The sequence below is a fragment of the Pseudoalteromonas piscicida genome (assembly GCF_000238315.3).
Lineage (GTDB): Bacteria > Pseudomonadota > Gammaproteobacteria > Enterobacterales > Alteromonadaceae > Pseudoalteromonas > Pseudoalteromonas piscicida.
Map to the genome: position 1 here is coordinate 959,656 of NZ_CP011924.1, position 12,000 is coordinate 971,655.

Consider the following 12,000-nt stretch of genomic DNA (forward strand, 5'->3'; position numbering starts at 1 on the left):
GGGTATTTTTTTGTCTAATGCCATTGGCATAATCCATTTAGCTAAAGTTACGCTTGGGTAATTTTAGCTAAGTCGATTACGTTATCAATACTGAGGAGCTACCATGTTTTACGATCTTGCGCGTCGTTTTATGTTTAATAAAGATGCGGAGTGGGCACACGATTTTGCCCTAAACAACCTGCGCCGCTTTGCGAATACGCCAATGAGCCTTGCATGGTCTCAATCAGTTCAAGACAAACCTGTTAATTTTCTAGGGTTAGAGTTTAAAAATCCAGTCGGGTTGGCCGCCGGTCTTGATAAAAATGCTGAGTGTATCGAAGCATTTGCGCAAATGGGTTTTGGTTTCATTGAAGTGGGAACTGTCACGCCGAGACCACAAGCGGGCAACGATAAGCCTCGGATCTTTCGTCTACCTGAGGCAAATGCGATTATTAATCGCATGGGGTTCAATAACAAGGGCGTCGATTACCTAGTCAACAATGTAAAAGCAGCAAAATACGATGGGATCCTTGGGATCAACATTGGCAAAAATAAAGATACACCGAATGAACAAGGTAAAGATGACTACATTCACTGTATGAGAAAAGTATTTGAGCATGCCTCATATATCACCGTGAATATCTCTTCACCAAATACACCGGGTCTGAGAGATCTACAATATGGCGAGGCGCTAGATGATCTATTGCAAAGCCTGAAAAATGAACAGATGGATCTGATCGCCAAGCATAACAAGTCAGTGCCTATGTTGGTAAAGATCGCACCAGATGTCGATGGCGTTCAGTTAACCCAGATCGCAGAATCGTTAGTTAATAATCGTATTGATGGTGTTATTGCAACTAATACAACATTAGCCCGTGATGCGGTAGAAAACCTAGAGCACGGTAATGAAGCAGGCGGTTTGTCTGGAAGACCTGTTCGTGAAAAATCGACGCATGTTGTCAGCGAATTGAAGCGTATTACCGACGGTAAGCTACCAATTATCGGTGTAGGTGGTATTGACAGTGCGGAATCTGCAAAAGAGAAATTTTCAGCTGGTGCAGATTTAGTGCAAGTCTACACAGGCTTTATTTATGAAGGGCCAGCGCTTGTTAAAAAGATCGTTTCGTCCTTATAAGGATCGGTCATATAACCAAATGATCCAAAACAAAACGTTATTATAAAAAATTTCATCATTGCGTTTTTCGCGTTATACTCCCACTTACTAGTTGAGCTAATTGGTTGGTGGGAGAGAAGTTTTGCAAGCTTCAAAAGAGTGGCAATGGATCCGCTGCACAGAAAGGAACAGGTTGTTAATTGATTTGGGTGACGAGCTTCAGCTTTGCACGCCTTTTCGTTTGCGCCACCTTACTGAAGACTCAACCGTTAATCCCAATTTTAGTCTCAGCGAGGCTGAATTTTATCAGAGTGTATTTTCCTACCTATGCGGTTTTGGTGTTTGGAACGAGCCTAGATGCTGCCAAATCGCTTTAAATGCAACTGCAGCAAAATTTCACTTACAACCGATGCAAGCAAAAAGCTGGTTTTTTAAGCCATATTTTGGTGGTGAACCTGTGAGTGAGGCAGTTGTGTGTTTAAATTCCAAGTTAAGCCGCGGCGAGTTTCTAATTATCGAGCATGATGGTCAATCAAGCCTTTGTTTAAGCTTGAACGAGCAATTTATTCTTGATGAGGGAATAGAGCTTGAACAATTTCAGGCGATAAAAGTACTAAACGATCGGTTAGCGCCTCTTGTGTTAACACACCGAGTTCATCAAAGCGCATAAAAGCTCATTTCTGTGAGTAAATAGGGATGGGTATAGAGTTTTGCTTATAGCCTAGATTAAAATAGCCCTTCTAGAAGGCTAATTGTTTGTATTTTCTCTTGTGTTTCTGTTATGGGTGCTTTATTATCTGACGCTTCTCAGGAATAAGGAGATAAAATTTTGAGAAACTTACATACCAAAGCGGCTATGATTTTGATAGCGACATCAGCATTACCTTACTCTACAAGTTCTAGCGCAGCAACAGACGACGAGTTGAAAGCTTATAATTACGGGCTTAGATTTCTAAACTATCAACGCTTGTTCGAGGAAGGCGAGGAAATATGTATAGACGGTAAAGGCAATGAATACAGGCCTTCTAAAGGCCAGAACGTGCAAACTCATACATGTGACCAAGGTGCAGACCAGTTTTTCGCATTATATAAAAACGGAAAACCTATATATCCACTAGGAGTCGTTCCTGAATATCCGTACCCTAATGATCCTCGTTCTAGAGATCCTTGGGATAGAGGTCCATATAATCTTGGATATACTACCTATAATGTATCAATACTTGCTGATATTATAGGGGAAGAATTTAGTGACCCATGGGTTGAGATTAGACCTACTAATCCACCAGAAAACACCTCTGGAAGAAAGAAAGATCCTCATTTGTGCCTAGATGCTGCTGGATACAGCGGAAAGTCGAAAGACAATGTAATGTTTTGGGACTGCGAAAGTAAACCAGATCAACTGTGGAGGTTCACTTCAACAGGCGAAATTGTGAATAAACAGAATGGTATGTGTTTAGATGTTAGGGGTTATTCAGGTAAGTCAGGCATTAGTATGATGTTGTATCACTGCGATGGCTACCCTGATCAGCAATGGGAAGTTGCATATTGGGGTGAAACTAATGGTAGGTATTAATCTGCCTCATTAGTTTTTGTGAAAGAACCTTTCTAAATATGGTTCATATTGATGATAAACTTCGCTCTATGAACGAGGTTTATCATTATATTTTTGAGTGCCTATTCTAAGTTTTGTTGAAGGCATAAGATTGCGGTTTGGGTTAAATAGGCACTAATTAACTTTTGCAAATTCAGTAGGGTGCATAAGGAACAGGTAACGAGTATCGTGGAATGTCGAACTGAGTGCTCGTGGTATCAATATGTATCTTGCGATGTATTGTAGCTTTAATGGTCGTGCAAGTTCGTACGGTTTATTCAATATGCTTATACAATTCTCTTACTGTTCAAGTATAAAAAGTAAGTCCGATATTCTACATTTTCTAAAATTTTTATCGTAATTTATCCTCATACAACCAAGCTCAACTAATAACTAACGATAACTTGTGTGTTATACTGCGCCCAGTTGAAATTTAAGGGTATTCAAATTGCAATTTATCGCATTGACATCTATTGGTGTAGAGCAGTTACTGGTTGAAGAATTAACCGAGTTTGGTTTTGAAATAAACAAGCAAACCGTTGGTTCAGTTAAGTTCACAGGCGCTAATCTAGACGTACAAAAGTTCTGTATGATGACACGATTTGCAACGCGCGTGATGTTGCTTATCGATGACAAACCAGAAGTGAATGACAAAGATTCTCTCTACAAGTTTGTTCGTTTTCAGGCATGGCAAGATTGGTTTAGCCCAAAGCAGACCTTTGCAGTAGAGTTTAATGGTACGAATAATGCGCTTAAAAATACGCAATTCTCTGGCCTGGTGGTTAAGGATGGGATCGTTGACTACTTCAATGACCTGTTTGAACAACGTCCAGATGTTGACAAACAGACACCGGATATTCGCATCATAGCGAAATTATCTAAGCAAGGCTGTGCGCTATATATCGATTTCTCGGGACCTCGCTTATCTGATAGAGGCTATCGTGACAAACAAGGTAAAGCGCCAATTCGTGAACATTTAGCGGCAGCGCTGGTTAAACGTAGCGGCTGGCTTGAAGATACTAATAAGCCGCTTTTTGACCCCTGCTGTGGTTCTGGCACGTTATTAATTGAAGCGGCATCTATGGCGCTTGGCTTACCGACTAACCTTAATAAAGATTTTGCCTTTAAACGCCTGCCGAGTTTTCGTGAAAGTAAGTTCACCGAGCTTAAAGCACAATTAAATGTACAACCAGAGCAAAAGAGCTTATGGCTGATCGGTAGTGATATCGATGAACGTGTGCTGTCAATTGCTGAGCGTAATGCTAAGCGCGCAGGCGTTGAGTCACATATTAAGTTTAAGTTTGAAGATGCCAATCAGCTTAGCCTTGCTGCTAAACGTCCTGGCACTGTGCTGAGTAACTTGCCTTATGGTGAACGTCTAGGTGGTATGGCTGAAATTATTACGCTATATCGCAATATGGGTATCGCCTTTAAAAAGCACTACAAAGACTGGAATTTGGCGTTACTTGCGAGTGAAGAAAGCCTATTAAAAGTGCTAAAACTAGCGCGTAAAAAGTCTTATAAATTCAAAAATGGTCCGCTCGACGTGCTACTTAACCTGTATGAAATGAATGAAATGCAGGTACAGCAAAATAAACAGAGCAGTGGGCTTAATTTTGAAGGCTCGACTGCGTTTGGCAACCGCTTGAAGAAAAACCTACAAGGCTTAAAATCTCGGCTGAAAAAAGAAGACATTAACGCGTATCGTGTTTATGACGCAGATATCCCTGAGTACAATGTTGCGGTTGATGTATATAACGATAACGCAGTCATCTTTGAATACAAAGCGCCAAAAGAAATTGACGATAGCGTTGCGCAAAAACGTTTGCAAGACGTGATCACACTGACCGCCGAGCAGCTTAATATCGACCCGCTAAACATCGCGGTAAAAGTAAGAAAGCGCCAAAAAGGTCAAGAGCAATACAAGGCCCTAGACAAGCAAAACCGCACTGAGGTAGTGGAAGAGTACGGTGCTAAGTTTAAGGTTAACCTATTTGATTATCTTGATACAGGTCTATTCCTTGACCACCGCTTAGCCCGCAAGTTTATTCAGCAACATTCGAAAGATAAGCGGGTGTTGAATCTATTTGCATACACAGGTAGTGCTTCTGTGCACGCCGCAGTTGGCGGTGCTAAATCTGTTACCACGGTAGATATGTCAAAGACCTATCTAAAATGGGCTGAAGAAAACTTTGAGCTAAATGGTTTGAAGAATCCACGTTTCAGATTTGAGCAAGCGGATTGCTTAAAATGGCTTGAAAGAGCAGTTGGTCAATATGATTTGATATTCTTAGACCCACCAACATTCTCTAACTCTAAACGTATGTCTGACGCATTTGACGTACAAAGAGATCATTTAAAACTATTTGGTTGGGTAAAGAAGATATTAGCACCGAATGGTGTATTGCTGTTTTCTAACAACAAACGCGGATTTAAAATCGATGAAATGGGACTTGCGGCACTTGGCCTAACTGCTGAGGAATACTCATCGCAAACCTTGTCTTTGGATTTTAAACGTAACAAGCAAATTCACAACAGCTGGTTGATCCGTCATGATTAAATGTACCTTATTCCACACCGATGGTTGTCATCTTTGTGAAGAAGCGTTGGCGATGTTAATTCAATTTTTGCCTGAAGCCGAAATTGAACTAGTCGATATCGTCGATAGCGAAGAGACGATGACGGAATATCAATATAGAATCCCTGTGATTAAAAAAGGCGAGACAGGTCAGGAACTTGGCTGGCCTTTTACTCAACAACAACTACAAGAATTTATAGAATAATATGGATCTCATTCGAATTGCTAAAGCCCAACTGGCTTTTGGCTCACACCCTATACTTGATCAAGCTGATGCCGTTATTGAATCAGGCGAGCGCGTTTGTATTGTGGGCCGAAATGGTGCCGGTAAATCAACGTTACTGAAAGTACTTGATGATCAAGTTCAACTTGATGATGGTGAAATCAACCGTGTTGGTGGATTAAAAGTTTCAAGGCTAGAACAAGACCCACCAAAGGGCGCAAATGGGTCGGTCTTTGATTATGTTGCGAACGGTTTACCTGATGTTGCTGAGCTGCTCATTGAATTTCATGAAGTCAGTGAAAAACTACAAACCAGCCAGTCAGATAAACTGATGACCTCGCTTGAGCGCCTGACTCAGCGATTGGAAAGCGAAGATGCGTGGCGTTTTGAGTCACGGATCAAGCAAGTGCTTAGCCAGTTGCAATTAGATGCGAATATGCGCCTAGAAGAACTCTCAGGTGGCTGGCTACGCAAAGTCGCGCTGGCCAAAGCGTTGGTGAGCGATCCAGACTTGCTGCTACTCGACGAGCCGACTAACCACCTTGATATGCAAAGTGTTATCTGGCTTGAGCAATTCCTGAAAGAGTTTAAAGGGGGGATCGTGTTTATCTCTCACGACCGTGCCTTTATTCGCGCAATGGCGACTCGAATTTTAGATTTAGACCGTGGCAAGTTGGTTTCATACCCTGGAGATTATGCGCAATATCTAGAACAAAAAGCCCATGATTTAAAAGTGGAAGAGCAACAGAATGCCTTGTTTGATAAAAAGCTTGCCGAAGAAGAAACCTGGATAAGACAAGGGATCAAGGCTCGTCGAACCCGTAACGAAGGGCGTGTGCGAGCACTAAAAGCGCTCCGTGTTGAGCGTAAGCAACGCATCGAGCAGCAAGGTAAGACAGACTTTAACATCGAGACCGCGGATCGTTCCGGTAAGCTGGTCTTTGAAGCGAAACATTTAGACAAAGCATTCCAAGAAAAATGCATTGTGAAGGACTTTTCAACGCTGGTGATGCGTGGTGACCGTATTGGCTTGGTCGGTCCTAACGGAGCGGGTAAAACCACGCTGTTAAAAATGCTTTTTGGTGATATTAAACCTGATGCAGGCAGCGTAAAACAAGGCGTAAACCTAGAAGTTGCGTACTTCGACCAATACCGTGAAAAATTGGATGAAGAAGCAACTGTGCAGGATAATGTCGCAGAAGGTAAGCAAGAAGTGATGATGGGCGGACGCTCGCGTCATGTGCTTGGCTATCTGCAAGACTTTTTATTTCCACCTGCGAGAGCACGAACCCCTGTAAAGGCATTATCGGGCGGTGAAAAAAACCGCTTATTACTTGCTAAACTCTTCCTTAAGCCTTCAAATATTATTGTGCTGGACGAGCCGACCAATGACTTGGATATTGAGACGCTCGAGTTACTTGAAGAAATCTTAAACCAATACCAAGGCACGGTGCTGGTCGTCAGCCACGACCGAGAGTTTATCGATAATACTTGTGGCAGTGTTTGGGCGTTCGAGGGCGAAGGCCTGGTGACAGAAATTGTTGGCGGTTATAGTGACTTTGAGCTGTATCAGCAAAGACGAGAGCAGCAAAAGAAAGAAGCACAAAAGGTTCATCAAGAAAAACAGCAACAAGCCGAGACTAAAAAGGCAGCTGCGCCTGCTCGTTCAAATAAACTGAGTTACAAATTAAAACTTGAATTAGAGTCGTTGCCCAGTAAAGTAGAGGAACTTGAAGAGGCAGTGAACAAACAACAAGCACTGGTCAGCGATCCAGACTTCTTTAAACAAGATCAAGAAACGACCCACAAGGCATTGAACCATTTGACTGAGCTAGAGTCGAAGCTGGAAGCCGCGTTTGAACGCTGGGAAGAACTAGAAGCATTACAGAATCAGCAGTAAGGATTAAAATGAAATTTAAACTTTTAGCCGCGAGTGTCGCCGTAGCCCTTTCACAACAGGCGGCCGCTGCCACCTATCAGTTAACTGAATTACCAAGACATGATAATAGCAAATATAGCTACGTGTCGGATGCCAATGAAGCTGGAGACGTGATTGGTCACGCTTCCAATTTATTTGGTGTAAAGATTGATGTGTCGTATATCGACTTCGATGATTCAACACTCAAAAATTATTACGACAGTACAAAAAAGCAGTACGAGCTGATCGAAGAAGAAATCACCTTCACACTAGAAGATATTCAAAACAATAATGCAGCTAATACGAATGCTCAAGCTCATGCATTTATGCTGTCCTATGTTATGAATTCAAGTAGAGTAGCTAGCCAAGAGTATCAAAGAATTGAAAGAGCAATTTCTTTGACATATAACAACAATACTGCAGAAGAGTTTGTGGTATTTGATGAACAATCTCCTGATTACGAAGGACTCACTCGCTCAGTCACTAACTATCTTACAAGCATCGCAGAAGACGGGACAATAGTAGGATGGGGCTCTGCACCTTTTAAAAAGATAACTTTTACTCCTGAGGGTGAAACAGAAGAAGAAACTTATTTTGTACGTGATTGGCGAAATAAAGGTATTTTAGTTACACCTGCTGGAGAGAAAATTAGGTTAGAGCCTGCCTTTACAGAATATGGCGGCCTTTCTCTTGCCACTGATATTAAACAAACCGCTGATGGCGGCTATATTGTTGTGGGACAAAGTTCAACTTCGTTATCGCAAAGAGCAACAGAAAATATAGAAGACAGTTGTGATGGTGTGGATGAACCAGTCGATGTGTGTATTCAAAGATTGACCTCGCCATATCATACTCGAGCCTACAAGTGGACGTTTGATAACGATTTTAACTTAGTCAGTTCAACCGATCTTGGACTTGGTTTTACACCAGATGAAGATGATGATCGAGCCTATTCAAGCTTGGCTTTGGCAACTAATGTGGACGGTCTGACTGTTGGTGACTCTTATGCTCGTAGGAAAAGCGATGATAAAGTACTTCCTTATCAGCAAGCCGTCTACTTTACTAACAATGAAATTAAGCGCATCAAAGAAGTTGAGAGTTATATCGAATACAGCCAAGCGGTTGATGTAAATGATAATGGGATTATTGTTGGTATGTTTGGTCGTTCATCGAATGGCTCAAGAGATTATGACTCAACAGGTTTTTATTTTAATGCGAATACCGCTGAGTTCAAAGAAATGCCTGCATACTTTGAGGGTTCGGCGACAGCAATCACAGATATCAACAATAATGGCTTTGTTGTAGGCCAAGGTGTTACAGAAAAGAGTGGCTCTAACCGTCGTCGCGAAGCGTTTTTATATGAAATTGGTGCAGAAAAACTAGTGAATATAAACTCACTTCTTCCTTGTAAGAACGATTCTTTCCCTTACACCATTGCAGAAGCTGTGAAGATCACTGATGACAACAAGATATATGCGATTGCGACCAAAACGGTTGAAAGACGCAATACATTGGGTGAAATTGAGAAGGACAGTAAGGGCGAGACTGAGTATGAATCGGTAAGCTTACCTGTTCTACTTACCCCAATTTCTGGTGAGCCTGAAAACTGTACACCACCTGAAGCAGAGACATATGAGCGTCAATCTGCAAGCTGGTCTTGGCTTAGTTTACTCGCGTTACCACTAGTGGCGCTGAGAAGACGTCGTAAAGCCTAAAGTACAATTTAGACGATAAAAAAGCCCGGAAGGGCTTTTTTTGTGTTCGAAAAGAAATATTCGCAAATTCAATTCGATATTTAATTCAACCAGTACAAATCTTAACTATACTGGTATTAGCCTTGGCCGCGACTTTGCCACGCTTTATTCACTGAACGTCGCCATAGGTAATCGATACCGAAAAAGCCGATAATAGCGGCAAGTGTTGCGCAGATCAAAGAGCCGACGATAAATGCAGGCCCAATCGTTGTTAGGCTTTGTGCAAGCCATTCCCAACTCGCCTCAAAATGGAATGGCTGTTGTTCTTGGCCAAGGGCAAATACACCGACTAAGTATGAGCAATAAAATATCGGCGGCATCGTGAGTGGATTGGTGATCCACACGAGAGCAATAGACAAAGGCAAGTTAACGCGAAATGGAATCGCTAGTGCTGCTGCCAATACCATTTGAAAAGGAACAGGGATGAATGCGAAAAATAGCCCCACCGAGAATGCGCCACGTGCTGAGCGCCGGTTTAAATGCCAGAGGTTGGCATCATGCAGTAACTTACCAAAGATTTTTAATGATTTCTGTTGTTTGATTTTATTATGATCAGGTAAAAAGCGTTGAATCGTTTTTTTCGCCATTTGCAGCTGCCATCTACTTGGATTCTGATATGTTTTGGAATAATTCTGGGTTGCTTCAGTGCGGTATTTCTTCTCGACAATTGGCGATTAGCCGCAATAAGCATATTCCTCTACTTCATGGGCCGCTATTCTAAGCTTTTTTGTCCTATATTGGCAGGATTTATTTTAGGGATTTCCATTGTTCTTAGTCATTACTTTGTTTTTTATCAGCTAAAAATACCAGAAATTTGGCAATCGCAGCTTGTTACTGCTTCGGGTAAAGTTATTGACGTTGATAATTCTGTGATTGGTGAAGCGTTAAAGGTACAGCTAGAGCAAGTTGACGGCTACCAGTTTGCGCGTTGGCGTACTGTAAATGCAAAACTCTATCGTAACTCATCAACGCCTATGTTGCGTGTCGGTGACCACATTAAATTTACGGTAAAACTTAAACGTTATCGTAGCCGAGTTAATATCGGACTTTTTAACGCTGAATTGCACGCGTTTAGAAAACATATGTATTTCAAGGGCAGCATCAAAACAATCAATTCGCTAGTGAAGGACACTACGTGGCGAGATAATTACCGCTTATTCATAGATAAAAAGTTCAATGGGCTCAACTATGCTTGGCTGTATTATATTTTATTAACAGGCGATACAAGCAAAGTCGACTTCGAAAACAAAACACAATTTAGAAGTCTTGGTTTGAGCCATCTGCTAGCGATTTCAGGGCTTCATATCGGAATGGTATTTGCCATCGCGTTTTTGCTGATAAAAGTCGTGCTGTATTGTATCCCGGTAATAATTTCCCAAGCAGCTAACTTACATCAATGGTGTTTGGTTTTTGCGTTACTCTTGTGTTTTGGTTACGTTATTCTCTGCGGCTACAGTGTATCGGCGACTCGAGCTTTGATCATGGCAATGGTATGGGTTGCATGTTACCTCTTTGCCGTGCGCCTTAAAGCACTTCAGGTGTTAACGGCTGCGTTGACAATCGTCTTAGTGGTAGACCCGTTTTCACTACTCAATCCTGGTTTATATTATTCCTTTTTTGCGGTAGCTATTATCGTAACGTTAGTGACAAAAGTTGGCCGAGGTTTAGGTGCGAAACTGCTTGCGTTAATTAAGTTGCAGCTTGCGTTATTTATCTGTCTGTTGCCACTCAACCTCTATTTCTTTTCCGGTGCGAGCATCATTTCATTGGTTGCAAATATCATAGTGATCCCATTGATTTCTGTTGTGGTATTTCCGCTACTACTGCTTCATGTTACTGCGTTGCACGCTATTGATTGGCAACTTCCACTTCATCTAGTTGATAGTGGGTTAGTGGTTCTGTTTGAGCTGTTGCAAAGCGCTCCACTAACTTGGGTGGATATACCCAGCGTTTCGTCCATGTTTCTAATAACCAGCTACTTAAGTGCTTTGCTGCTGTTTTTATTCAGAAATTATTTTGGTTTATTACCTATATTAATTTTCCTCGTTCAGTATCTATTTCGAGCCTCTCCGCTATGGCAAGTCGATGTTTTTGACGTCGGTCACGGAACCGCTGTGTTAGTTTCTCGTAATAACAAAGGGCTGCTCTATGATGTGGGGGCCAAGTATTTTGGCTATTTTTCGATGTTTGAGTTTGTGATCAAACCCTATCTTTTGAATAATCGAATTACGCTACAAGATACCATCATTAGTCATAACGATGGTGACCATAATGGTGGCGTTGACGACCTCATAGCTTTTGACGGCGGGAAATCGTTACAGCGTTTTCACCGAGCAAGTGCTGCTGATAGCTGTGTGCTTGGAACACATCAATTTCAAGGGCTAGACATATCAGTGATCTGGCCTCAAGAAATGTCGAACAATGACAACAATAATTCTTGTGTAGTTAGTATCTCTGATGGGCAGTTTACGCTTTTATTACCAGGAGATATTGAGAAAGTCACTGAAACTAAGTTACTTAACCTCGAAAAAGATGCACTCAAGGCCGATATATTACTGGTTCCACACCATGGTAGTGGCAGCTCTTCGAGCGAGCAGTTTATTCAAGCGGTTGACCCAGATATTGCGATATTTTCTCGTGCCTTTTATTCGCCTTGGAAAATTCCCAATGAGAAAGTGATTGAAAGATACCAAAGAGTAGGGAGCACACTATTGGATACCGCCTTAGATGGCCATATAAAGATCTCAATTTTTGCTCAAGAAATTACAGTTGAACGAGCTCGGGAAGTGGAAAATTACTGGTTTCTCAGATAATCCATTCAGTTTTAACGATTTGAAAGTTAC

Annotated in this window: 9 protein-coding genes; 8 read left to right on the plus strand and 1 reads right to left on the minus strand. The window is 41.8% G+C overall.

All coding sequences use genetic code 11. The features are described 5' to 3' along the window. The first annotated feature begins 103 nt into the window (after positions 1-103). The 7 genes from pyrD (at position 104) to PPIS_RS04550 (ending at position 9,118) form a co-directional block, all read left to right on the plus strand. A complete protein-coding gene (gene pyrD, locus PPIS_RS04520; RefSeq protein ID WP_010371524.1) occupies positions 104-1,114 on the plus strand; it encodes a quinone-dependent dihydroorotate dehydrogenase in 1,011 nt (336 codons plus the stop codon). Positions 1,115-1,235: 121 nt separating this feature from the next. After that, a complete protein-coding gene (locus PPIS_RS04525; RefSeq protein ID WP_081629144.1) occupies positions 1,236-1,763 on the plus strand; it encodes a cell division protein ZapC domain-containing protein in 528 nt (175 codons plus the stop codon). Between the two features lie 159 nt (positions 1,764-1,922). Then, positions 1,923-2,666, plus strand: coding sequence for an RICIN domain-containing protein (locus PPIS_RS04530; RefSeq protein WP_010371518.1), 744 nt, complete (start codon positions 1,923-1,925; stop codon positions 2,664-2,666). Between the two features lie 466 nt (positions 2,667-3,132). Next, positions 3,133-5,244 (plus strand): bifunctional 23S rRNA (guanine(2069)-N(7))-methyltransferase RlmK/23S rRNA (guanine(2445)-N(2))-methyltransferase RlmL, encoded by a 2,112-nt coding sequence (rlmKL, locus tag PPIS_RS04535; RefSeq protein WP_010371516.1) that lies wholly within the window; start codon positions 3,133-3,135, stop codon positions 5,242-5,244. Further along, positions 5,237-5,467, plus strand: coding sequence for a glutaredoxin family protein (locus tag PPIS_RS04540; protein ID WP_010371514.1), 231 nt, complete (start codon positions 5,237-5,239; stop codon positions 5,465-5,467). The genes rlmKL and PPIS_RS04540 overlap by 8 nt, the downstream gene beginning before the upstream one ends. A gap of 1 nt (position 5,468) precedes the next feature. Continuing rightward, positions 5,469-7,385: an ATP-binding cassette ATPase Uup gene (gene uup, locus PPIS_RS04545; RefSeq protein ID WP_010371512.1), complete on the plus strand. Its 1,917-nt coding sequence runs from the start codon at positions 5,469-5,471 to the stop codon at positions 7,383-7,385. A gap of 8 nt (positions 7,386-7,393) precedes the next feature. Then, positions 7,394-9,118: a DUF3466 family protein gene (locus tag PPIS_RS04550; RefSeq protein ID WP_010371509.1), complete on the plus strand. Its 1,725-nt coding sequence runs from the start codon at positions 7,394-7,396 to the stop codon at positions 9,116-9,118. A gap of 116 nt (positions 9,119-9,234) precedes the next feature. Here PPIS_RS04550 and PPIS_RS04555 read toward each other — a convergent pair whose 3' ends face one another. After that, positions 9,235-9,744 (minus strand): DUF2062 domain-containing protein, encoded by a 510-nt coding sequence (locus PPIS_RS04555; RefSeq protein WP_010371507.1) that lies wholly within the window; start codon positions 9,742-9,744, stop codon positions 9,235-9,237. Here PPIS_RS04555 and PPIS_RS04560 point away from each other — a divergent pair, their 5' ends adjacent. Beyond that, positions 9,745-11,970, plus strand: a complete 2,226-nt coding sequence (locus PPIS_RS04560) for a DNA internalization-related competence protein ComEC/Rec2 (protein WP_248694153.1) — start codon at positions 9,745-9,747, stop codon at positions 11,968-11,970. It abuts the gene before it with no gap. Positions 11,971-12,000 lie beyond the last annotated feature (30 nt).

What these genes read in the sequence shown, in the direction of transcription:
- pyrD (WP_010371524.1), top strand. Translation starts at nt 104, where the DNA reads ATGTTTTACGATCTTGCGCGTCGTTTTATGTTTAATAAAGATGCGGAG.
- PPIS_RS04540 (WP_010371514.1), top strand. Translation starts at nt 5,237, where the DNA reads ATGATTAAATGTACCTTATTCCACACCGATGGTTGTCATCTTTGTGAA.
- uup (WP_010371512.1), top strand. Translation starts at nt 5,469, where the DNA reads ATGGATCTCATTCGAATTGCTAAAGCCCAACTGGCTTTTGGCTCACAC.
- PPIS_RS04550 (WP_010371509.1), top strand. Translation starts at nt 7,394, where the DNA reads ATGAAATTTAAACTTTTAGCCGCGAGTGTCGCCGTAGCCCTTTCACAA.
- PPIS_RS04555 (WP_010371507.1), bottom strand. Translation starts at nt 9,744, where the DNA reads ATGGCGAAAAAAACGATTCAACGCTTTTTACCTGATCATAATAAAATC.